The 24,899-nt window shown below is 67.9% G+C and carries 11 protein-coding genes; 10 read left to right on the top strand and 1 reads right to left on the bottom strand.

Features of this window, described 5'->3' with window-relative positions:
• Positions 1-4: 4 nt before the first annotated feature.
• From Sj15T_RS18855 to Sj15T_RS18820, 8 genes are all read left to right on the top strand, one after another.
• Positions 5-2,044, top strand: coding sequence for an adenylate/guanylate cyclase domain-containing protein (locus Sj15T_RS18855; protein ID WP_013053881.1), 2,040 nt, complete (start codon positions 5-7; stop codon positions 2,042-2,044).
• Positions 2,031-2,774: a hypothetical protein gene (locus tag Sj15T_RS18850; protein WP_013053880.1), complete on the top strand. Its 744-nt coding sequence runs from the start codon at positions 2,031-2,033 to the stop codon at positions 2,772-2,774. Before Sj15T_RS18855 ends, Sj15T_RS18850 begins: the two co-directional genes overlap by 14 nt.
• 154 nt (positions 2,775-2,928) lie before the next feature.
• Complete coding sequence (locus Sj15T_RS18845) at positions 2,929-4,713, top strand: ShlB/FhaC/HecB family hemolysin secretion/activation protein (RefSeq protein ID WP_013053879.1); 1,785 nt, start codon at positions 2,929-2,931, stop codon at positions 4,711-4,713.
• The gene (locus tag Sj15T_RS18840; protein ID WP_013053878.1) at positions 4,713-11,027 is read left to right on the top strand and encodes a hypothetical protein; all 6,315 of its coding nucleotides are present in this window, start codon (positions 4,713-4,715) and stop codon (positions 11,025-11,027) included. Before Sj15T_RS18845 ends, Sj15T_RS18840 begins: the two co-directional genes overlap by 1 nt.
• 153 nt (positions 11,028-11,180) lie before the next feature.
• Positions 11,181-12,527, top strand: coding sequence for a multiheme c-type cytochrome (locus Sj15T_RS18835; RefSeq protein WP_148225614.1), 1,347 nt, complete (start codon positions 11,181-11,183; stop codon positions 12,525-12,527).
• On the top strand, positions 12,524-14,503 hold the full coding sequence (locus Sj15T_RS18830) for a heme-binding protein (RefSeq protein ID WP_013053876.1): 1,980 nt from the start codon (positions 12,524-12,526) through the stop codon (positions 14,501-14,503). Before Sj15T_RS18835 ends, Sj15T_RS18830 begins: the two co-directional genes overlap by 4 nt.
• Positions 14,504-14,506: 3 nt before the next feature.
• Positions 14,507-16,330, top strand: a complete 1,824-nt coding sequence (locus tag Sj15T_RS18825) for a hypothetical protein (protein ID WP_013053875.1) — start codon at positions 14,507-14,509, stop codon at positions 16,328-16,330.
• 113 nt (positions 16,331-16,443) lie between these two features.
• On the top strand, positions 16,444-20,421 hold the full coding sequence (locus tag Sj15T_RS18820) for a multiheme c-type cytochrome (protein WP_013053874.1): 3,978 nt from the start codon (positions 16,444-16,446) through the stop codon (positions 20,419-20,421).
• Positions 20,422-20,430: 9 nt separating this feature from the next.
• Here Sj15T_RS18820 and Sj15T_RS18815 read toward each other — a convergent pair whose 3' ends face one another.
• Positions 20,431-21,336 (bottom strand): tetratricopeptide repeat protein, encoded by a 906-nt coding sequence (locus tag Sj15T_RS18815; RefSeq protein ID WP_013053873.1) that lies wholly within the window; start codon positions 21,334-21,336, stop codon positions 20,431-20,433.
• A 168-nt stretch (positions 21,337-21,504) separates the two neighbouring features.
• Here Sj15T_RS18815 and Sj15T_RS18810 point away from each other — a divergent pair, with 168 nt between their 5' ends.
• On the top strand, positions 21,505-24,018 hold the full coding sequence (locus Sj15T_RS18810) for a cyclic nucleotide-binding domain-containing protein (RefSeq protein WP_013053872.1): 2,514 nt from the start codon (positions 21,505-21,507) through the stop codon (positions 24,016-24,018).
• Complete coding sequence (locus tag Sj15T_RS18805) at positions 24,018-24,896, top strand: hypothetical protein (protein WP_013053871.1); 879 nt, start codon at positions 24,018-24,020, stop codon at positions 24,894-24,896. Before Sj15T_RS18810 ends, Sj15T_RS18805 begins: the two co-directional genes overlap by 1 nt.
• The last annotated feature ends 3 nt before the right edge of the window (positions 24,897-24,899 follow it).

Genomic DNA, 24,899 nt, shown 5'->3' with positions numbered 1-24,899 from the left:
CGCCGTGCCGACGCGGGGCCTGATGCGCCGCGGCGCGCGACTGGTGCGGGACACGGGCCGCTGGCGGCTGGCCGCGACCGGCGCGCTGCTGCTGCTGGCGCTGTTCCTGGCCGGATGGGACTGGAACAGGCCCCTGGGCAGGGGGACGGCGCGGGAAATACCGACGGCAGACGCGGAAAGGGGCGTTTACGACTGGCGAGCCGCCAGCTTCGCGCCCCGCGTGGCGCAGGACCACCGCATCCTGATGCTGGTCTATGACGACCAGACGTTGATCGCCACGCGCAAGCGGTCGCCGCTGGACCGGGGGCTGCTGGCGCGGGCGCTGCGCAACATCGACGCCATGGGGGCGAAGTCGATCGGCATCGACATCCTGTTCGACCAGCCGCAGGACGAGGATGGCGAACTGCTCTCCGTCCTGCGGGCGATGCGCACGCCGGTCTGGCTTGGCTACGCCAATCTGGGCGACAATCAGGAACAGATCATCTTCGAACAGCAGCAGTTCCTGGATCGCTTCATCCGGGCGGCGCGGACCGACAAAGTGCGCCCGGCGAGCATCCGGCTGGAAACCGATTCGGACAATGTGGCCCGAAGCTGGCCCGTTCCGACGCCGGGGCAGCCGCCCCTGCTGACGCTGGCGATGCAGCCTTCGCCCTCCTTTCGCGACTATCGCGGCGCGATCCGCTTCCGGCTGCCGGTCCGCCAGGCGGATGGATCGGAGGAGCCGGTGATCCCCAGCCTTCAGATCGACACGCTGGCCGATCCCGCCATGGCCCCGGCGCTCGCCGCCATGGTGCGCGGGCGGCATGTGCTGATCGGCGGCGACATCGTCGACATCGACCAGTTCGAGACGCCCTTGTCGGGACGGCAGGCGCGGTCGACCATGATCGGGCTGGAAGTGCATGCGACGATGCTGGCGCAATTGCTGGATGGCGCGCGCCTGGCCGCGGTGCCGGAAGGGTGGCGCTGGCTGGCCGCCCTGCTGGTCGTGGGCGCGGCGGGGCTCACGAGCCTGGCGGAGTTGCGCTGGTTCGCCCTGCTGCCCGCGCTGGCCGTTCAGGCGGGGGCGATTGCGGGCGTGCCGCTGTGGTTGCAGGCGCGGGGGTGGGACACCAAGGGACTGCCCGCCGTCGGCTGGGTGCTGGGCTGGGTGCTGGCCTTCACCGCCATCGGCGTGGCGGCGCGGGCCGTGACCTCGCAGCAGCGGCGCTTCGCGCAGGCGGCGCTGGGCAAATATCTGCCCCGCGACATCGCCGCGCAGATATTGGCCGAGCCGGAGAAGCTGGCGCTGCATGGCGAAAAGCGGCAGATCTTCACCCTGTTCACCGACCTGGAGGGCTTCACCAAGCTCAGCCACGCCATCGCGCCGGAAATGGTCGCCCAATTGCTGAACCGCTATCTCGACATGCTGAGCGACGTGGTGCTGGCCCATGGCGGCACCATCGACAAGTTCGTGGGCGATGCTGTGGTCGCCTTCTGGGGCGCGCCCATCGCGCGTCCCGACGACGGGCGCAACGCCGCGCTCGCCGCCCAGGCGATGTGGCAGGCGGGGGAGGCGTTCCGCCGCGACCTGCCGCCCGGCGTGCCGCCGATCGGGCGGACCCGCGTCGGGCTGCATCATGGCGAGGCGATCGTCGGCAATTTCGGGGGGGAGGGGCGCATCCAATATACCGCGCTTGGCGACAGCATGAACACCGCATCGCGGCTGGAGGCGGCGAACAAGGCGCTGGAAACCAATGTGCTGGCAAGCCGGGAGGCGATGCTGCTGTCCGGGCTGGACTGGTGGCGGCCAATGGGACGGGTGCGGCTGCGCGGGCGGTCGACGCCGGTCGACCTGTTCGAGCCGGCGCCGGAATTTCCGGCCGAGGAACGGGCGGCGCTGGCGCGGATATTGGCCGCTTTCGATGGCGAGGACGCCGTGGCGCAAGACGCGGCGCGGGAACGTCTCAAAGCGATGGTTAACCGTCATCCGGATGATGCGGCCATGGCCAATCTGCTATATCGTTATGAGTATATCGGGGAAGGAGGAAGCTATGGTCTGGGGTAGATTTGCCGCGAAATGCGCATTGGCCGGGTGCGTTGCCGGGCTGGGGGCGCAGGCCGCGGCGGAGACCATGGTGGTCCGCGCCACCGGCCCTTCGGCAGCGACCTACAAGCCGGGGAGCAAGCTGGCCGACGGCGGATCGATCGCGCTGAAGGCGGGCGATGTGGTGACTCTTCTGGACGCCAGGGGCACCCGGACGCTGAGGGGACCGGGCAGTTTCAACGTCGCCGCCGCCAATGCCGCGCCCGCCAACAGCGTGATGCTTTCCGCCCTGCTGGACACCAAGCGGGTGCGCCGGGCGCGGACCGGGGCCGTGCGCGGCAGCGTGGGCGAAGCGCCGCCGGCTGCGCCCCGCCGGCCCAATCTCTGGATGGTGGATGTCGCGCAGTCCGGAACGCTCTGCATCGCCGATCCCGCGTCCGTGCGGCTGTGGCGCGCAGATGCCTCCAAGCCCGCGACGATAGGGATCAGCGGCGAGGGCGTGCAGGCGACGGCGAGCTTCAGGATGGGCGAATCGGTTGCCCCCTGGCCGGTCGCGGCGCCCGTGCGGGAGGGCGCTGCCTATCGCCTGAGCGACGGGTCGCGCGCCGCCGATGTGCGGTTCGCGCTGATCGACCCCGCATCCCTGGGTCTGGACGGCGTGGCATCCGGCCTGATCGCGCATCAATGCATGGCGCAGCTCGACCTGCTGGTGGAAACGGCGACGCTGTCCGATAGAGCGGCGCGGAATTGATTGTCGGGGCGCGTCGGCGCTGTTAACCGGCGGCTGGGTTGCGGCGAAGGGGCGAAGGACAAAAAGTCCGCGCCTGAAGACAGGGAGTGAGGCAGCCGTGAGGGAAAGGCTGCCTTCGGCGCTTTGGGGACGTCTAATGGGGAAGAAGGGGCAGATGCGGGCTTCCGCTTTGGGGGGATCGGCGGCCGTGGCGCTGGCGCTGACGGCGCCCATGGCGGCGGCGCAGGTCGCGCCCCGCGCGCCGACGCGCGAGGAACTGACCCGCGGGCAACTGACCGACGAAGCGGCGGCGCAGGCCAGCCGCCTTACCGTCGTCGGCGGGGTCGAGCGCGCGCCCTGTCCGCTCGCCGATCCGCGCTATGCCGGCGTTCAGGTCGATTTCGCCGATGTGCGGTTCGATGGGCTGCGCGTCGTCGATCCCGCGGCCCTGGAGGATAGCTGGCGCGAATATGCGGGGCGCGAGGTGCCCATCGCCACCCTGTGCGAAGTGCGCGACCGGGCCGCGACCATGCTGCGGCAGATGGGCTATCTGGCGGCCGTGCAGGTTCCGCCCCAGCGCATCGAAAAGGGCGGCACCGTCCGTTTCGACATCTTCATGGCGCGGCTGGTGGCGATAGAGGTGCGCGGCGACGCGGGCAATGGCGAAAGGCTGATCGCCGGGCATATGGAGGCGCTGAAGGGCCAGCCGGTCTTCAACGTGCGGGACGCGGAACGGCACCTGCTGCTGGCCCGCGACCTTCCGGGCTATGACGTGCGGCTGGCGCTGCGCCCGGCGGGGACGGCGCCGGGCGAAGTGGTGGGCGAGGTGCAGGTGGTGCGCCAGCGCGTCGAGCTGGACGTCAACGTCCAGAATTACGGCAGCAACGCCGTCGGCCGCTTCGGCGGGCTGGCGCGGGTGCGGTTCAACGACATGACCGGGATGGGCGACAGCACGCTGTTCAGCATCTTCAACACCGTCCAGCCGAGCGAGCAGACCGTGCTCCAGGTCGGGCACGGCATGGCGCTGGGCAGCGATGGGCTGCGCCTGTCGGGCGACCTCACCTATGCCTGGAGCAAGCCGGGGATAGGCGGCTTGCCGCTGTCGTCCGAAACGATGATCGCGACGGCGGCGCTCGCCTATCCGCTGGCGCGGCGGCAGGTGCATACGCTGCTGGCGACGGGCGGGCTGGACATCGTCAACCAGGATCTGCGCTTCGGCGCCGCCACGCCCAAAGTGCCGTTGTCGCGCGACCGGCTGCGCGTGCTGTTCCTGCGGCTGGAGGGCGAACTGGTCGATCCGGACAGCATCGTCAGCACCATCGGCTATTCGGGGATGGAGCCGAAATGGCGGCTGGGCGGCATGCTGGAAATGCGTCAGGGCATCGATGGGCTGGGCGCGAGCGACGCCTGCGGAGCGGCTTTCGTCAACTGCGCCTCTCCCCGCACGCCGATCAGCCAGCTGGATGGCGATCCGTCCGCCTTCGTGCTGCGGGCCAGTGCGCAGGCGGAATATCGGCCGACGCCGAATGTCGCCTTCGCCCTGTCCCCAAGGGTGCAATACAGCCCGGACGCGCTGCTTTCCTATGAGCAGATGAGCGCGGGCAACTATACCACGGGGCGCGGCTACGATCCCGGCGTCATCACCGGCGACAGCGGCGTGGGCGTCGCGGCGGAGCTGCGTTACGGGCGGATCGCGCCGCGGGAACCGGGCGCCGTCGCCCTCCAGCCCTTCGTCTTCTTCGACGCGGCCTGGATGTGGCATCGCAGCGCCAATTTCGTCGGGCTCGACCCGCAGAAACTCTATTCGGCGGGCGGCGGCCTGCGCGCGACCTGGGACAATCATGCCCGGCTCGACCTGACCCTTGCGACGCCGCTGCGCAAGGCCGGTTTCCAGACCGAAAGGGGCGGCACGCGGCTGCTCCTTTCCCTGACCACGCAAATCCTGCCGTGGAGGCGTTGATGACCAGGAAACATGGCGCATTCTCGCTCTGGACCCTGCTGGGCCGCACAAGCGCGGTGGCGCTCGCGGTCGGGCTGGGGGCCGGTGCCGCAATCGGCCAGAAGGCGTTTCAGGGCAGCTATTCGACAAGTCCCGATGTCTTCATCTCGCAGGGCGCATTGCCGAACACGGACACGGTCTCGCTGAACTCGGCCCAGGCGGTGATCGACTGGACGCCCGACGATCGCGGCCCGGCCAGCGCCGGCACGATCGACTTCCTGCCCCAGGGCAGCACGGTCACGTTCAGCTCGTTCAGCGACTTCACGGTGCTGAACCGCATCCTGCCGCTGGACGGCAACGGACTGCCGGTATCGCGGGTGATCGCATTCAACGGCACGGTGCAGAGCCGGATCGGCGGCAACCCGCCCATCACCGGGGGGGCGGTGTGGTTCTATTCGCCCGGCGGCATCATCGCAGGCGCGAACAGCGTCTTCAACGTCGGATCGCTGGTGCTGACCACCAACGCGATCGACATCAGCAACGGCCTTGACAGGAACAATATCCGTTTCGCGGGCACGGCGGGCAGCACATCGTCCGTCGAGCTGCTTGCGGGAGCGCAGATCAACGCGCCTTCGTCCGGCAGCTATGTCGCGCTGGTCGCGCCCCGCGTGGTGCAGGGCGGCACCGTCACCGTCAACGGATCGACCGCCTATGTGGGTGCCGAAGCGGCCGACATCAGGATCAATAACGGGCTGTTCGACATAGCGATCACCGCCGGCACCACGGACGCCGACGGCGTGGTGCACAGCGGCACGACGACAGGCCCTGAATCGGTCGACGGCAACGACATGCAGCGCGTGTTCATGGTCGCGGTGCCGAAGAACAACGCGCTCACCATGCTGCTGTCGGGCAATGTCGGCTACACGCCCGCGACGGCGGTCACGCCGGACGGCAGCGCCATTGTGCTCTCGGCGGGTTCCGACATCGCCCACGACACCGGCGGGAACCTGGTCGCGACGCGCAACGCCACGACGACGGCGGAGGCGGGATTCAGCATCGGATCGGGCGACTGGCAGAACGACCTGACCGGAACTGCGACCGGCGACATCGTCATCCGCCCAACCGCGACCGCGCATTTCCTGGGCAATGTCGCGCTGTCCGCAGAGCGCGGCATCACCCTGAGGGCGGACCAGTCGGCCGCGATCGCCGCCGACAAGGACATGATCCTGACCGCCGGAAGCGGCGCTGCGGGCGGTCGCATCGACCTGCTGGCCTTCGGCGGCAGCGGCGCGGCCCTGACCAACGGACAGATAGACGTCACCGGCAATCTGAGGCTGAACGCCAGCGGGGATGGCGAGGCGGGCGTCAGCGCGACTCCCCTGGTCGGCGGGGATGCCAGCGGCGGCACGATCAACCTGATCGCCACCGGCGGATCGATCGCCGCGGCCAGCCTGGTCGCCAATGCCGTGGGCTATGCCGGCTATGGCAGCGACAGGTCCGGCAATGCCGCGGGCGGGGCAATCACCCTGTCGGCGCTGACCGCCGCCGGCCCTTCCGGCACCGAGGGGGGGAGCCTCAGCTTCGGCAGCACGACGCTCGATGCGTCGGCGGGCACGGCCTTCCAGGTTTCGGTGCCGCCGGTCGATGGCGGCGACGCCATTGGCGGCACTATCGCGCTCAACGGCGCGGCCGGCGCCGTCATAGCGGGCGGCCTCGATCTCGGCGCCGTGAGCGCCACGGCGCAGGCGACCGGCGGCATCGCCAGCACCGGCGCGGCAGGCGATGCGACCGGCGGCGACATCCGCGTCGCCATATCCGGCGGCACGCATGAATGGGCGAGCTTCTTCGCCGACACCAGCACCGCGCCGGGCCATGCGACGGAGGGCGGCAGCTATGGTGCGGCCATCCCCGGCGTCACCGGCATCGACATCGACGTCGGCGGCACGGGCAGCCTCAATATCCTGACATCCGTTTCGCTCTATGCCGACGCGCGCGCCTTTGGCGGCGGCGCGTCGGGCGGCGCGCTGCGGGCCGGGCGGATCAACATCGCCGCGCATGACGGCGGCAGCTTCGCGATCGCGGAGGATCTGTTCGCCACCGCCGATGCATATGGTTTCGCCGCCTATCCGGGATCGAGCTTCCTGACGCCGGGAACGGCCGACGCCCTGGGCGGCGCCATCGGCATCGGCGCGGCGGGCGGCAGCTTCAGCGCGGCGGAACTCCATGTCAGCGCCAGCGGCTTTGCCGGCGATGCGCCGGGCGTCGCCGGGACAGGGACCGGCGGCAGCGTGACGCTGTTCGCCAGCGCGTCGGGCGGGCGGCGCGGCAGCTTTTCGCTCGGCGATTGCACGGGTTCGTGCAGCATCCATGCCGATGGCGGCGGCGGAGCGGGTGCCAACGGTTCGAACGGGACGGGCGGATCGGTCCTGCTCTACGCAAGCGATGCCGATTTCTCGGCGCTCGGCGAGCTTTCGCTGCATGCGCACGGCATAGGAGGCGGCACGGCATATGACGATGCCGCAGGGCGCGGCGGCGACGGGTTGGGCGGCAGCGTCACGGTGGAAAGCCGCCTCGGCGCCGCAGGAAGCGGCGATCTCCGCTTCGGCAATCTGCTTCTTTCGGCGGAGGGCGCCTCCGCGCCTTCCAGCGAGGGCATGAGCTTCAACGGCGGCGATGCCGGCAACGGGACGGGCGGATCGGCCAATGTCATCCTGTCCGGCGGCAGCCTGACCGCCGATCTGGTGGATGCAGGCGCGGATGGATTTGGGGGCGCCGCCGGTGAAAACTGCCCGGATTGCGAAGGGGGCGGCACGACATCGTTCCGCGCCGGCAATGGGCAGGGCGGATCGGCGGGCTTCCTGATCTCCGGCGGAACGGCCACCTTGGGCGCATTGGCGCTCAGCGCGCAGGGCTTGGGGGGCGAGGCGGAAGGGGCGAGCAGCCCGCAATCGGCAGCCGCGATCGCCGGGGCCGGTTTCGGCGGCGACGCGCTGCTCGAATCGCGCGGCGGGACGCTGGACCTGACGACGCTCGCCATCGACGCGAGCGGCGTCGGGGGTGCGGGCTATCCTGTCTTTCAGGCCGACGGGGCCGATGGCGGCGCGGGAACGGGCGGCGCAGCGGGATTGCTGATGACCGCCGGAAGCAGCGGGCAGGTCGCGATCACCGGCTCGGCCATCGTCCGGGCATCGGGCACGGGCGGCGCCGGCGCCGTGGCGGAGTCCGGCGGCCCCGGCAATTACCGCGCCGGCATGGGCGGCAGCGGCACGGGCGGCGGCGCCGACGTGACGCTGGCGGGCGGCGCATTGACCGCGCCATCGCTACAGATCCTGGCGGAGGGCGTGGGCGGCGCCGGCGGCAATAACGGCAGCGACGACGCGGCAGGGGCGGCCGGCGACGGCCTGGGCGGCGCGGCGTCCTTCTCCTATCTCAGCGAAGGCCATGCGATCGGCGCGGTCACGGTCAAGGCCGACGGGCGGGGCGGCCTGGCCGGGGACAGCGGCTTCCTGAGCTTCGACAACAACAATAATCCGATTTTCTTCACGGGCACCACCCCCGGCGGGGCAGGCGGTCGGGGGACCGGCGGCAGCGCCACCATGCTGGTCGATGTCGATCCCCTTTTCGCGAGCCTGACCGTCAGCGCCGACGGGATCGGCAGCATGGGCGGCAGCGGCGGAACCGGGGGCGCTGGCGGCGCGGGAACGGGCGGGGCTGCGCTGCTTGACCTGTCGTTCGGCGCGACGACGGTGAGCGGCGCGCTGCGCGTCACCGCCAGGGGCCTGGGCGGCACGGGCGGCACGGGCCATGACGGCAGCGGCGGGCGCGGCGGCGATGCCTTTGGCGGCGGCGCGACATTCGGCCTGACCGGATCGTCCACCCTGCTGGATGCCGGCGACATCGGCGTGCTGGCCGAAGCGATCGGCGGGTCGGGCGGCCAGAGCGGCGTGCGCAGCGGCGCAGGCCTTGCCGGGGCGGATGGCGGCGATGCGAACGGCGGCGCGGCGTTGCTCGATCTTCGCTCTGGCGCGGCGGCGGTGACTGGCCTGGCGCTGCGCATCAGCGGCAACGCCACGGGCGGCAATGGAGCCATCGGCACTGCGGGGCCGGTGGGCGGCAATGGCGGCGCGGGCGGCAATGCCCTCGCCGGGTCGGCCACCTTGCAGATTGCGGATGCGCGCATGGCGCTGGGCAGCGCTTTGCCCCAGATGCCGGCTTACAGCATCACGGCGGTCGGCCAGGGCGGGAACGGAGCAGACGGCAGCGCTGGCGGCAATGCGGGCCTCACCGGCGGCCTGGGCGGCAGCGGCGGGAACGGGGCGGGCGGCATCGCGGCGTTCCAGGCCGGCAATGGCGATTATGCGCTGGGCGGCCTTTCCCTGGTCGCCGACGGGCGAGGGGGCCTTGGCGGCATGGGCGGCTCCGGGCCGGGCGGCGCTTCCGCCGCAGGCGCAACCGGCCTGGGCAGCGGCGGCACCGCCAGCTTCGCCAATGGCGACGGCGGCGTGCTGTCTCCGGGCGCGCAGCGGCGGATCGGCGCGCTGCTCATGAGCGCGAGCGGCGACGCCGGCGGCCTCGTCCGCTTCACCGACAGCAGCACGGCAGCCAATGGCGGGCTCATCGTCGACGGATCGGTCGCGCTTTCCAGCCTGGGCGCTCCGATCGCCGGCCTTTCCGGCATTTCCATTAGCGCGGCCAACGCCGTGCGGATCGGCGGCGATGCCGATTTCACGAGCGATGGGCCGCTTTCCTTCGCCTTCGCGGGGGCAGGCGGCATGGCGGCGACTGGCGCGCTGACGGGCCAGTCGGGCACGCATATCGACCTCAGCCATGACGGGCGGCCGCAGGGCAGCCACAGCCTGTTCGCGGACAGCATCCTGTTCACGGCGCCAGGCAATGTCAGCATGCTCTCCGCGGGCGCGATGCGGGCGGCCGGCGATCTGACGATCCTGGCAGGCGGCCATATCGATCTCGCCAATGGCAGCGCGGCGGTCGCGGGTGGCGACCTGACGCTGTCGGGACAGGGGATCGATGCCTTCGGCCTGACATCCGGCGGCGCGAGCATGCTGGACGCAGGCGCGGGCAATCTGGTCGTGACCGATATTGCGTCGGCAGGCGCGATCACCGCCGCCGGCGCGCTCGTCAACCTGGGTTCGAGCGGCGCGATGAACGTCGCGCAGGCCATCGCCTCGACCGGACCGCTGACCCTGAACGCCGGAGGACCGCTCAGCCTGTCGGGATTGGCCAGCGGCGGGATCATTACCATCGGCGCGAGCGACATCGTCATCGGCGGCGCGGCGCAGGTGGGCAGCCTGGGCGGAACGAGCCGCGTGGTCTTCAACGCCGTGAACCTGCAACAGCCCGCTTATATCGGCGGCGGCGATGTCGCGGGAGCCTACAGCCTCTCCATGGCCGAACTTGCGCGGGTCGCGGCGGCGGAAATCGCCATCAACGCGCAGGCGCGGGGCATCGCGGGATCGCCGGATCTCATCGTTCAGGATCTGACCCTGGGCGCGGCCAATCTGGCGAGCGGCGGCGTACTGGCGATCGGCACCGGCGGGCATCTGCGCGTCCAGGGGGCGGTGCGGCTGACCGGGCGGTCGGGGCAAGGCGGACTGACTCTGTCGGCGGGCCGGGCGCTGGAGATCGTGGCAGGCGCCGGTCTGATCGACATCAGCGACGGCAATGGCGGACTGGGCGGGGTTCTCACGCTGGACAGCCCTAGCATCATAGCCGCGTCGCCATCGGCCATGGCGGACATCGCCTCCGCGAACTCGCTGATCGCCAGGGAATTGCGCCTGGCGCAGAATGACGGATGGGTGGACGATGCCGGCATATTGCGCGCCGGAACCATCAGGGTGAACGCGAGCCAAGGCTTCTTCATCCAGAATAGCGGCCTGTCCAGCGCGATCCTTGACCGGCGCGGCTTCACGGCCAACGAACTGTCGATCGCGTCCCAGGGCACGGCTTTGCAGATCGCGATCAACGGGCAACTGGCGCTGCCGACGGGCGGCTTCGCGCAGGGACTGGAGACGATCCCGCTGGTCGCCGTCAACGGCGCCTATGCCCTGGGATCGAAGGTCAATGGCTGCCTGATCGGCAATCCGGCCGCCTGCACCAGCGCCGGCTTCGACAGCCGGGACACGTGGAACGGCGTGCTTGACCCTTCGGTGTCGGTCAGCCGCATCTTCACATTGTCCCTCATCGAATTGCGCGACATCGTGGCGCAGGGCTATCCGCCGCTGATCGACGAGCCGGTGACGGGCGCTGGCAATGAGGATCTGTGGGAACGCTCCTGCGGCGGGCCGGACGAACCGGCCTGCGATGCGCCCCAATAGATGGTCGCGGCCAAAACGGGATTGAAACAACGGGTTGAACCCGTAGAGAGAAAAGCGCGGCGGACGCAGGGGAAAGCGTTCGAATCAGCCGGCACGGGGGCGTGATGAATGGGGGGCGGTAAGGGCAGGGCGATCGGCAGGTCCGTTGGCGGGATGGCATTGTTGGCCATGCTGCTGGGGGTGCTGTTGCTGTGCTTGCCCGGCGGAAGATCGGATGCGGCTCCCGCGGCGCGGACCTATGTGGGCGTCGCCTCCTGCGCCGGGTCCACCTGCCATGGCCGGATGGAGGGCGACGGCAAGGTCGTTCGTCAGGACGAGTTGATGCGCTGGCAGGAGCCTTCGACGCCGGGCGGCGCGCATAGCCGGGCCTTTGCCGTGCTGAACGGCAGGCGGGGGCAGCAGATCGCGGCGACATTGGGGCTGGGCGATGCGGCTTCCGCGCCTGCCTGCCTGGGATGCCATTCCACTCCGGCGAGGGCGCGTGGGGCGCGTTTCCTGGCGCAGGACGGCGTGGGCTGCGAAGCCTGCCATGGCGCGGCGAGCGGCTGGATCGCATCGCATTATGCGGTGGGGGCCAGCCATGCCGCCAATGTCGCGGCGGGGATGACGCCGCTGGACCGGCCGCAGGCGCGGGCCTCGGTCTGTCTCGACTGCCATTTCGGCAGCGCGCGCGAGGGGCAGTTTGTCGACCACCGGATCATGGCGGCGGGGCATCCGCGCATTTCCTTCGAACTGGACCTTTTTTCCTCCATGCAGGCGCATCATGACGAGGATGCCGACTATGCGCAGCGCAAGGGGCGGACCGACAGTCTGAAGCTGTGGGCCGTGGGGCAGGCCATGGCGGTCGAGCGGGCGCTGACCCTCTATGCCGGGGCGAAGGGGACGGAAGGGGCTTTCCCCGAATTCTATTTCTTCGACTGCCAGAGCTGCCATCGCCGCATCTACGATCAGGCGGAACGCAGCAAGACGTGGGAAGCCAATCCGGGACGGCCGATTCCTGCGGGCATGCCGCCCTTCAATGACGAGAATATGATCATGCTTTCGGCGGCGGCGCGGGTTGCCGCGCCAGGATTGGCAGTCCGGTTCGACGCCGACAGCCGGGCTTTCCATGCGGCGATTGCGCGGGACCGGACGGCGGTGGTCGCGGCGGCGGGCAGGCTGGCGGGCAGTGCGCGGGCCTTGGCCGACGCCTTTGCGGCGGGCGGGCCGGGCGGCGGGATGCAGGGCGATATGGCCTTCGCCATCGTGCGCGAGATTGCGGGCAGCGCCATATCGGCGCGCTTCACCGACTATGAGGGGTCGGTGCAGGCGGTGATGGCGGTCGACACGCTGCTGAACGGCATGGTCAAGTCGGGCCGCGTGACCGTGGGCGCGGCGGCGGGGATCAGGGCGGAGGTCAACCGCGCCTATGCGGCGGTGAAGGAGCCGAACGCCTATCGCCCTGCCGAATTCCGCTCCGCCCTGGGCAGCGCGGCGCGCAGCATCGGGGCGCTGCAATGAAGGGGCGGCATCACAGGCTGGGCGCGCTGGCGACGATTGCGGCGCTGATCCTGTCCTCCTGCGGGGGTGGGGGCGGGGGCGGCGGAGGGGGCGGCAGCACGCCAACGCCCGGCCCGACGACGCCCACGCCGACCAGCCTTTATGCCGCGCCCGCGCAGGAGGCGCTGACGGTGGCGGATGTGGAGTCGGTCGTCGCCCATGCCGTGGCGGAGGCTCGCGCACGGAACCTGCCATCCGTCATCGCCGTGACCGACCGGGTGGGCAATGTGCTGGCGGTGTTCCGCATGACCGGAGCGCGGGCGAGCGCGACCACCAGCGCCGCGCCCAATGGCGACAATATCGACGCGCAGAATCTGACCGTCCCTGCCGAGGCGGGCGCCATCGCCAAGGCGATCACCGGGGCCTATCTGTCGAGCGGCGGCAACGCCTTTTCCACCCGCACGGCGAGCATGATCGTGCAGCAGCATTTTCCGCCCGCGCCGACCACGGCCGGGCTGGAGAGCGGGCCGCTGTTCGGGGTGCAGTTCAGCCAGTTGCCCTGTTCGGATTTGGCGGCGCGCTTCCTTTCTTCCGGCGCGATGGCGATGATCGGGCCGAAGCGTTCGCCCCTGGGGCTGGCGGCCGATCCGGGCGGGTTTCCGCTCTACAAGAATGGCGTGGTGGTCGGCGGCGTCGGGGTGATGGCGGACGGGGTCTATGGGTCCGACGCCAATATCCTCGACGACGATAATGATCCTGAGGAATATATCGCGCTCGCCGGGACTTTGGGGTTCGAAGCGCCGGAGGGCGTTCGGGCCAACCGCATCACGGTGGACGGCACGTCGCTGCGCTATTCCGATGCGGCTTATTCCGGGCTGATGGCGGCGGGCGCGGTGAGCTTTGCCGCGATCAACGGCAGCGCCGGATCGCTGGTGGCGGTGCGCGGCTATTATGGCGATCCCGCGCCGACGATCCTGGCGGGGGTCGCCTATGGCACCGAGGCGTCGGGCGTGCGGCGGGCGCGAACCGCCGAATTTTCCAAGAGCGACGCCTTCGTCCTGAGCGACGGGTTGGGCAATGACCGCTTTCCGATCCGCGCCGGGACTGATGCGGGCGATGTGGCGCAGCCGCTGACGGCGGCGGAGGCGACCGCGATCCTTGAAGAAGCCTTCACCGTCATGGGCCGGGCGCGGGCGCAGATCCGCCAGCCGCTCGACAGCCGGGCGCAGGTGACGATCAGCCTGGTCGATACGCGGGGGCAGGCGCTGGGCATCGTCCGCTCGCCCGATGCGCCGATCTTCGGCACGGATGTGAGTTTGCAGAAGGCGCGGACGGCAGCCTTTTTCTCCAATTCCCATGCGGCGTCGGACCTGCTGGCCAGCAGCAGCGCCGATGTGGCGGCTTTCGTGGGGAAGGCGCGGACATTCCTCAACGATCCCGCCGCGCTGACCGGCCGATATGCCTTTACCGACCGCGCCAACGGCAATCTGTCCCGGCCCTATTTCCCCGATGGCGAGGTGGGGCGGCCCAATGGGCCATTTTCCCGGCCCATCGCGCAGTTCAATCCCTTTTCCACAGGGCTGCAATCGGCGTTGGTGGTGGGCGATCTGGCCGCGCATCTCGCCTATGTGACGGGCGCGAGCGCGAGCGATACGCCGCAGCGTTGCTCGGCGGTGCCGACCGTCTCCGGCCAGAACCGAGTGCAGAACGGCATTCAGATCTTTCCCGGTTCCGTGCCCATCTATCGCGGCAATGTGCTGGTCGGCGCGATTGGCGTGTCGGGCGACGGCATCGATCAGGACGATATGATCGGCTTCCTTGGCCTTAACAATGCCGGGGCGCGGGTGGGCGGGTTCGGCAATGCGCCCGCCGCGATCCGGTCGGATCAGATCGTGGTGGACCTGGGCAATGCGAATGTGCGGCTGCGTTATGTTCAATGTCCGATCGCGCCTTTTCTCGACAGCAGCACCAATGATGCCTGTCCGGTGGGGCTGTAGGGTATGGGGCTGACCGCGCTTTTGCCGTTGTTCGCGCTGGCTCAGCCCGGCGAGCCGGTGCCGCCGCCTCCGCCGGAAAACTGGCGGGAGATTTTGGACGCGGATGGGCAGTCCATCGAAGGCCGCCGTCGTCCGGGCTATGAAGCGCCGCTGCCCGATGCGGTGACGCAGGACAATAAGGGCGCGGTGCGGGCGCCGCCGCCGGAGGCTTTTCCGACCGATCAGGTGCCGATCCCCGACCGCTGGCGGCTGATCGAGAGTCTGGGCGTGGTGAAGGAGCGCTGGTTCGATCCCTATCACCAGAACACGCTGAAGGGCGACCGGCCCATCGACCGGGAAAAGGCGAAGTGGCTGCCGATCAGGGGCGACGACTGGTTCTTCGTCGCCAATGCGGTGAGCGATACGGTGCTGGAGCCGCGCACCTTTCCAATCCCGGTCGGCGTGCAGACGACGGAGCGGCCCGGCAGTCTGGACGTGTTCGGCAAGGACGCCAGCGTCGTGTTCAGCCAGACCTTCATCGGGGGCGTGGCGTTGATCAAGGGGGCGACCGCCTTCAAGCCGCCGGAGATCGAATATCGGCTGACGCTGGCGCTCAACGTCAATCATGTGAACGTGCCCGAACGGCGCGTGCTGTTCGTGCAGCCGTCCAGGCCGTCGCACCGCACCGACCATTTCCTGGGGGTGCAGGAAGCCTTTGTCGACTATCATCTGGCCAATACGTCGGATCGTTATGATTTCCGGTCGGTGCGCGTCGGTATTCAGCCGTTCCAGTCGGATTTTCGCGGTTTCCTGTTCAATGACCAGCAGTTGGGAATCCGGCTGTTCGGCAATCGCGACAATAATCGGTTCCAGTTCAATCTGGCGGCCTTCTGGCGGTTGGAGAAGGATACGAATAGCGGACTGAATTCCGTCGTGCAGTCGCCGCGCCGGGACTGGATATTCCTCGCCAATCTCTATCGTCAGGACTTTCTGGTCCCCGGCCTCACCAGCCAGATCACCGCCGTCTACAATATGAACCGCGAGAAGCGGGACGTGGAGATTGACGATAACGGCTTTCCGGTGCGTCCGGCGCTGCTCGGCGACCTGCGCGGACGGGAATATGATGTCGTCTATCTGGGCTATAATGCCGATGGGCGGATCGGACGGGTGAACCTGACGGCGTCGCTTTATGGCGCGCTGGGGGAGGATCGGAACAGTTTCTTCACGTCGAAGCCTGCGCAGATTCGGGCCTTTTTCGCTGCGGCGGAGGCGAGCGTCGACAGGGATTGGATGCGGTTTCGCCTGTCGGGTCTTTATGCCAGCGGGGATGGCGACCCTTATGATAATCGCGAGAACGGGTTCGATGCGATTTTCGAAAATCCCGTCTTCGCGGGTGCGGACACCAGCTATTGGATCAGGCAGACCATTCCCTTTGCGGGCGGCGGGCGCGTGATCGCGATCAATGGGCGCAACGGCATTTTGAATTCGCTGCGGTCGTCGAAGGAGCAGGGGCAGTCGAACTTCAACAATCCCGGCACGATGCTGCTGGGGGCGGGGGCGGATTTCGACCTGATGCCGGAACTGCGGGTTTCGGCCAACGCCAATCATCTCTGGTTTCAGAATACGGCCACGCTTCAGGTACTGCGCAACGAAGGCAGCATTCCCAAGGCCATCGGCTGGGATTTGTCGACCGCGGCGATCTGGCGGCCGCATGCGACGCAGAATATCGTCTTCCGCCTGTCGGGGGCGACTTTGCTGCCGGGGACGGGATTTCGCGACCTCTTTACCAATAGCGAGCGTAACCGGAACTATTATTCGGTGCTTGCCAATTTGATCTTGAGTTACTGATGCGTTGGCGTTTTCCCCCTCTGTCATTCCCGCGAAGGCGGGAATCCATCTCCGGCGCTGGGTCCAGACGACGGGGTGGGAGATGGATTCCCGCCTTCGCGGGAATGACGGTGATGACGGTGATGGCGGTGCTTGCGGCGTTGCTGCTTCCCGTGGCCATCCTCCACGCTTCCGACGCCGAAAAGCCGGTTGAGCGCCATTATACTCCCGCGCCGCCAGCGCCGATGAGCCAGACCGCCGAACAGGTCGCGGCGAAATCGGACGGATGCTATAGCTGCCACAGCAAGACCGACGAACCGTCCATGCACGCGACGCCTGCGGTGATGCTGGGCTGCACCGACTGTCATGGCGGCAATGCGGCGGTGCGGGGCGATCCCGCATTGGGCTTCGAAGACCCCGCCTATGTCGCGGCGCGGGAGAGGGCGCATGTGCTGCCGCGCTATCCCAAGAGCTGGCACTATCCCTCCTCCGCCAATCCGCAGCGGACTTACACGTTGCTGAACCGGGAGGCGCCGGAGTTTGTGCGCTTCGTCAACCCCAGCGACTATCGGGTGGCGCGGGATGCCTGCGGGTCATGCCATATGCAGGTCATCGAGGCCGCGGAGCGTTCGCTGATGGCGTCGGGCGCGATGCTGTGGGGCGGGGCGGCCTATAATAATGGGATCGTGCCGTTCAAGAACTACATCTTCGGCGAGGCCTATACCAGGGATGGGAAACCCGCGAAGATCGTCTCGCCCGGCAGCCCGCCCGGAACGCTGACCGCCGACCAGAAGGCGCGGGGGGCGCTGGCGGAACTTTATCCATTGCCGACATGGCAGGTGATCCCGCCCGGCGACGTCTTCCGCGTGTTCGAGCGCGGCGGGCGCAATATCGGCACGCAATTCCCGGAAATCGGCCTGCCCAATCCCACCGGATCGATCCAGCGGCTGGAGGAACCGGGGCGGCCCGACCTCAAGCAGTCCAATCGCGGCCCCGGAACGGGCCTGCGCGTCGCGATTCCGGCGCTCAACATCCACAAGACCCGCCTCAACGATCCCTATATGTGGTTCATGGGGACGAACGACCAGCCGGGCGATTATCGCCATTCGGGCTGTTCGGGCTGCCATGTCGTCTACGCCAACGACCGCGAGCCGCGCCACAGCCTGATCTACGCCCAATATGGCCGGGACGGGCAGACCGCCACGGTCGATCCCACCATCGCGGCCAAGACGAGCCATGGCGGGTTGAAAGGCCCGCATGGCGAGACCGTCAAGCCGGATCATCCGGCCAGCCCCGAACACCCTGTCGGCGCCGTCAAGGAAAGCGGCCATCCGATCCGCCACGCCTTCACCCGCGCCATCCCGACTGCCCAGTGCATGAACTGCCACATGCACCAGCCCAATATCTTCCTGAACAGCTATCTGGGCTATACGATGTGGGACTATGAGTCCGACGCGCCGCTGATGTGGCCGGAGAAGCAGAAATATCCGACCGCCGCGCAAGTGCATGAGACGCTGGAGCGCAATCCGGAAGGGGCTTCCCCACGCGGCAAATGGGCGGACCTGGAATTTCTGCGCAACGTCTACGACCTGAACGACAAGGCGAAGGACACGCAGTTCGCGGACTATCACGGCCATGGCTGGAATTTCCGGGGCGTGTTCAAGCGCGACCGGGAGGGCAATCTGCTCGACGCGGACGGCAAGATCGTGTCGCCCGACGATCCGGAAAAATGGCGCAGGAAGGGGGAGGAGAAGTTCGTTCCCGTCGGCACCAATCCGGGCAAGTCCGTGCATCTGATGGACATTCACGCCGAAAAGGGGCTGCAATGCGCAGACTGCCATTTCGCGCAGGACAGCCATGGCAACGGCTTCATCTATGGCGAAGTGGCGAACGCCATCGAGATCGGGTGCAAGGACTGCCATGGCACGGCGGACGCCTATCCGACGCTGCTGACGTCCGGCCCCGCAGCGCCGCCCAAGGGGACGAACCTCGCCCTGCTGCGCAATCCGGACGGCAAGCGGCGCTTCGAATGGTATTATGACGCCAGCGGACGACAGCGGCTGATCCAGCGGTCCATCGTCGATCCCAAGCTGGAATGGGAAGTGTCGCTGGTGAAGGATAGCGTCGACCCGGCCAACCCGCATTTCAACGCCAAGGCGGCGCGGGCCAAGCTGATGAGCCGGTCGGGCGCGGAGGATGGCAGCTTCGCCTTCGGTCCCGGCGTGGCGAAGGCGGACCGGGCGCATGGCGACGACACTATGGCCTGCTTCACCTGTCACCTGAGCTGGACGACCAGTTGCGGCGGTTGCCATCTGCCCATCGAGGCGAACTGGAAGACGTCGCTCCACCATTATGACGGTGAGGAGACGCGCAACTTCGCGACCTATAACCCGCAGGTAGCGCGGGACGAGATGTTCCAGCTTGGCAAGCATATGACGACCAAGGGCAATGAAACCGCGCCGGTGCGGTCGACTTCGGCGCTGGTCCTGTCGTCCACCAACATCAACCGCGAGCGCATCTATATCCAGCAGCCGCCCGTGTCGGGCATCGGCTTTTCCTCGCAAGCCTTCGCGCCGCATTTCCCGCATACGGTGCGGCGGACCGAGACGAAGACTTGCTCCGACTGCCACTTGTCGGCGAAGGACGACAATAATGCGATCATGTCGCAACTGCTGTTGCTCGGCACCAATTTCGTGAACTTCGTGGGGCTGAATGCCTGGACGGGCCTGGAGGGCGGGTTCGAGGCGATCCGCGTCACCGAATGGGACGAGCCGCAGGCGGTGATCGGCAGCTATCTCCAGAAATATGCCTATCCCGACTATTGGAAGCTGCATGTCGAGCAGAACAAGCGGGAACTCAAGGATTGGGTGCGCGGCAAATATTTCGACAGGAAGGCTTCGGGCGAGACCCAGGCCGTGGAGGAATTCCGCAATGTCGCGAAGGGCACGGCGGGCCGCGTCGGATGCCTGCAACTGCGCGGCGAATATATGTATGTCGCCGAAGGAAGGGGCGGTTTCCGCGTCTATGACGTAGCGTCCATCGCCAACAAGGGCTTTTCCGAGCCGATCGTGAGCGGGCCTTTCTCGAAGCTTGGCCATGATGCGGGCATTCGCACGAAGAACGCGACCTGCATGGCGCTGCCGACCAACCAGCCGGTCAATCCGCTGCGCAACACGCCGGAACTGCGCCGGATCAACCAGGAGCAGCCTTTCCTGCCGATCTACAGCTATGCGGCGGTGACGGACAGCGTCGAGGGGCTGATCATGGTCAATGTCGAGACCATGGCCGATGGCGAGTTCCGCAACAATTTCCTGAAGCGGGCCGTGACCTGGAACCCTGACGGCGTGCTGAACGGCGCGCGGCATATCCAGTTGGCGGGGCAGATCGCCTATATCACAGCGGATGTCGGGCTGGTGGTGGTGGACCTCAGCGATCCGCTCCACCCCCGTCTCGCCGCCGTCCGCCCGATGAAGGATGCGCGGGCGAGCGCGATCCAGTTCCGTTATCTGTGGGTGACGGATGCGGAAGGATTAAAGCTCTTTGACGTGACGAAGCTCACCGATCCGGTGGCGGTGCCGTCCGCGACCGTGCCGCTGGCCGATGCGCGCCGCATCTATCCGGCGCGCACCTATGCCTATGTCGCGGCCAAATCCAACGGGCTGGCGATTATCGACATCACCAATCCGCTGCGGCCGGCCGTCTATGCGAAAGAAACGTTCGGCGGGCAGATGACCGATGTCGAGGACGTGATCGTGGGCACGACCAATGCGTCGCTGTTCGCCTATGTCGCGGACGGCCGCAACGGCCTCAAGGTGATCCAGCTCACCAGCCCGGCGAGCCAGCCCAATTTCTACGGCTTCTCGCCCGCGCCCAAGCCGGAACTGATCGCCTGGGCGCGGACGCCCTCGCCTGCGCTGGCGCTGTCCAAGGGGCTGGACCGCGACCGGGCGGTGGATGAGACCGGCGGGCAGATCGCGGTGTTCGGAAGATTGGGGTCGCGCCCCTTCACCCGGTCGGAGATGGAGCGCCTGTTCCTGACCAGCAAGGGCATCCCCTACAAGGTCAGCGACGAGGCGGATATGAAGGGCTGGCGGCCGCCCCTGCTGCGATGAGCCGGGGGTTCAGGCGCCCGGCACGCCCAATATCCGCGCCTCGTCCCTGATCCGTCCGGCCTGCGCCGGATTGGCGGCCCGCGCCTGCGCATAGGCCGCCGCCGCCTTGCCTGTCTCGCCCAGCGTCATGCGGCTGCGCATCAGCATGATCCAGCCGTCGACATTGCCCGGATCGGCCTTGAGCCTGGCCTCCAGACGGGCGACCATCCCCTCGACCATCGCATCCTGCTGCCCCTTGGGAAGCTGCGCCGCGGCCTGCATCTGCTCGCGGCTTGGCCCCGGTATCGCCGCCGCCGCCACGGACATGCCGACGCCCATGGGCGGATGCGGCGCGCTTGGCTTCACCGCCGCCAGCCGCCCAGCGACATCGATGCCGTTGATCTTTCCCACCTGCTCTATCGTCCGGCGCAGGTCGGCTTCCCACGGCGCGCCCGGCGGCGTGTCGCCCAGCAAGGCGAGCCAGTCGCGGATCGCGCCCTCATGATCCTTCGCCAGATCCTTGCGCACCGCCTGGAAATAACGGGCCCTCGGATCCTTGGGATCGATCGTAACTGCCCGATCGAAGGCGTCGGCCGCCTCCTTCGGCATGGGATCGCGCTCGCTCGCCATCACCGCCGCTTCGCCCAGCGACGACCAGAAGGTCGCGTTGCCGGGCGCCAGCTTCGTCGCATGGCGATAGGCGCGCACCGCATCGGCATGGCGGCCGCTCTCGAAATAGGCCCAGCCCAGCCTCTGCCAGCCCTCCGCATCATTGGGATTGGCCCCGACCCGGTCCTGCAGCGCGCGGATCGCCGCTTCCGGATCGGGCACCCCCCGGTTCGCCAGCGGCGAGGGCAGGGCGGGCGCTTTCGTTTCCTCAGGCGCCTGCGACACCCTGTAGCCGATCGATATGGCTGCTATGCCGACCGCGCCCATCAGGACCACGCGCCTCCAGCTCCAACCCATTATTCTTCCACTCCCCGACTGTTCCCCGCGATCTTCTCTAGCGTGACGCTGCGGAAATGATAGAGTGCCGCCCGGGACAGGCATCCGGTAACAGCCGGAGCACAGGGGCATATTGGGGGACAATCATTGACTGACCGCGTGCGTATCGCGATCGTCGGATCGGGGCCGGCGGGGCTGAGTGCGGCCGCCCGCGCCGCTGCGCTGGGGCTTTCGCACCTGCTGATCGAGAAGACGGATCATCTGTCCGACACCATCTTCAAATATCAGAAGGGCAAGCATGTGATGGCGACGCCCAGCCAGCTCGTGCTGCGGTCGGACTGCGATTTCGAGGCGGGCAGGCGCGAATCGATCCTGGACCGCTGGAATGCGCAGGCGGCGGAACAGGGCGTCAATGTCGCCTATAATGCGGAGGTGAAGGCGATAGCCGGCACCGGCGATCCCATCCCCGGCAGCATCCAGAAGATCGTCGAGCGCAAGCGCGACGGCACGAGCGAAACGAAGGAAATCCAGCGCCTCGCGCCGCCCTATCGCCTGACCCTGAGCGACGGGCGGGAGGTGATTGCCGACGCGGTGATCATGGCCATCGGCACGCAGGGCAATCCCAATCTGATGCGCGCGCCCGGCGCCGACCTGCCCCATGTCCAATATCAACTGGACGACCCGGCCGAATATAATGACGAGCATATCTTCGTCGTCGGCACGGGCGACGCGGGCATAGAAAACGCCCTGGGCCTCGCCGCCGACGAGGCGCAGGGCAATGTCGTCACCATCCTCAACCGATCGACCGAGTTCGCCAGCGCCAAGGCCGCGAACGTCAAGGCGCTGATGGCCGCCGCCGAAGCCGGCCGCCTGGCCATCATGACCGAAACCACCACGGCGAAGGTGGAGCCGGGTTTCGTCACGCTCGACAGCCGCGATGGCGAGGTGAAGCTGAAATGCGACCGCATCATCGCGCGCATGGGGTCCGCCCCGCCTCGCGCCTTCGTGGAAAGCTGCGGCATCGAATTCACCAGCGGCGACCGCCTGGCCTTCCCGAAATTGTCGCCGGTGTTCGAAAGCACCGCGCCCGGCATCTTCGTGATCGGCGCGCTGGCGGGCTATCCGCTGATCAAGCATTGCATGAACCAGGGCTATGACGTCGTCGAATATATCAACGGCAATCGCGACCTGAAGCCGGCGGACGAACCCATCCTGGCCGCCAAATTCGCGGGATTGCCGGAGAAAAAGGGCGTGGCGGAATGGCTGGAGCACCTGCGCGCCAACGTCTCTATCCTGGAGGGTCTCTCACCGCTCCAGATGCGCGAATTCATGCTGGACAGCGAAGTGCGCGCCTATCGCAGGGGCGATGTGATCTTCGAGAAGTTCGATCCCGGCTCCTCGCTTTTCGGCATAGCGCGGGGACAGGCGCTGGTGGAGGTCGCCCCCGGCGTCGAAGTGCCCATCGAACAGGGTTCGATCTTCGGCGAGGTCGGCCTGATCTCCGGTCGCCGCCGTGGCGCGACGGTGCGGGCGGGCGCGGATTCGATCATGGTGGAGGTGTCGCGCACGGCCGCGCTCAAGCTCATGTCCTCCAACCCGCCGGCCAAGCGCGCCATCACCCGCATATCGACCGAACGGCAACTGCTCCAGATGTTCGGCGCCGGCCTGACCCCCGCCGACCTTGCCGACATTCTGGACACGGCGGAAATCCGGACGGTTAAGGCAGGCGAGGCGATCCTGACGGAGGGCGATCTCGGCAACGACATCTATGTGATCCGCGTCGGCTCCATGATCGTGGAGAAGAAGATCGGCGGTAAAAACGTCTTCCTCTCCTATCTTCCCGCCGGCAGCTATGTGGGCGAAATGGCGCTCATCGCCGGCGGCCCGCGCACCGCCACGGTCAAGGCGACGGTCAAGTCGGAGGTCATCAGGCTGAACGGCGACGCCTTCGCCCGGCTGATGGCCGCCAAGCCCGCCCTGCTGGAGCGCGCCCGCCGCGACATGGCCGCCCGCCAGGACGTCAACGCCTTCATCGAAAGCCGCAAGGACAGCTTCTCCACCGTTGTCGACATGTATTCGGAAACGGCGAAATTCCTGGTCGACAACGGCATCGGCGAAGCGACCGACGTGCTGCTGATCGACGAGCATCTCTGCGTTGGCTGCGACAATTGCGAGAAGGCCTGCGCCGACAGCCATGACGGCCTCTCCCGCCTCGACCGGGAGGCGGGCCGGACCTACGCCCATCTCCACGTCCCCACCAGTTGCCGCCATTGCGAGCATCCCCACTGCATGGCCGACTGCCCGCCCAACGCCATCCATCGCGGCCCGGACGGAGAGGTCTTCATCGACGAAACCTGCATCGGCTGCGGCAATTGCCAGCGCAACTGCCCCTATGGCGTGATCCGCATGGACAGCGTGCCGCCCAAGAAGCCGGGCCTGCTCAGTTGGATGTTCTTGGGCGCCGGCCCCGGCCCCGGCGAACCGTCGAAGAAATGGCGTTACAAGAACGCGGAACCCGGCGTCGAAAAGCCGAAAAAAGCCATTAAATGCGACATGTGTTCCGGCATCGACGGCGGCCCGGCCTGCGTGCGCGCCTGCCCGACGGGCGCCGCGATCCGCGTCGCGCCGGAAGATTTCCTGACGGTCGCCCGGCTGGGCGGAGAGGCGCGCTGATGGCCACTCGCGCCGCCAACCCCGCGCGCCCGGCCAAGGGTGAAGTGCTGCATGACGGCTTCCTCCGCCACGCCGGTTTCCGCTGGCTGAAGATCGCGACGCTGATCTGCGTCCTGTCGATCGCCAGCTACATGCTGGTGGACATCACGCCGCGCCATAATGGCGGTAGCTGGTACGGCTATGCCATGGGCACGATCGGCATGCTGCTGATCCTCTGGCTGACGCTGCTCGGCCTGCGCAAGCGGGCGATGACGGGGGGGCGCTGGTCGCTCAAGGCCTGGACCTCCGCCCATGTCTATCTGGGTCTCAGCCTGATCGTCGTCGCGACGCTGCACACCGGCTTCCAGCTTGGCTGGAACGTGCATACGCTGGCCTATGCGCTGATGATGCTGGTGATTTTTTCGGGCCTGTTCGGCATTACGGTCTATGCGACCTTGCCCGCCGCGCTCAGCAACAACCGCGCCGAAATGACGCAGGTGCAGATGCTCGACGCGGTGCGCGCCATCGACCGGCAATTGCATGACGCCGCGCAGCCACTGACGCATGAACAGGCCGCGCTAGTGCGCCAGTCGCTGGAGGACGACCCGTTCGGCGGCGGCCTGCTCGCCCGCCTGTCGGGCCGCTATCCCCGCTGCGCCACGGCGAGGGCGCAGGCCGCGCTGCGCCGCTGGACCGGCGAGAAGCCCGATACGGGCAACGATCCGCTGGAAAGGATCGACGCCCTGCTGGAGCGCAAGCAGGCCATGCTTGCCCGCCTGCGCCGCCACCTGAAGCTGAAAGCGCTGCTGGAAATCTGGCTCTACGTCCATGTGCCCGCCACCTTTGCCCTGCTGGCCGCGCTGACCGCGCATGTCGTCAGCGTCTTCTTCTACTGGTGAGCC

It is taken from the genome of Sphingobium sp. TA15 (assembly GCF_037101235.1).
Classification (GTDB): Bacteria; Pseudomonadota; Alphaproteobacteria; order Sphingomonadales; family Sphingomonadaceae; genus Sphingobium; species Sphingobium indicum.
This window is presented reverse-complemented; position numbering and strand designations above follow the sequence as displayed.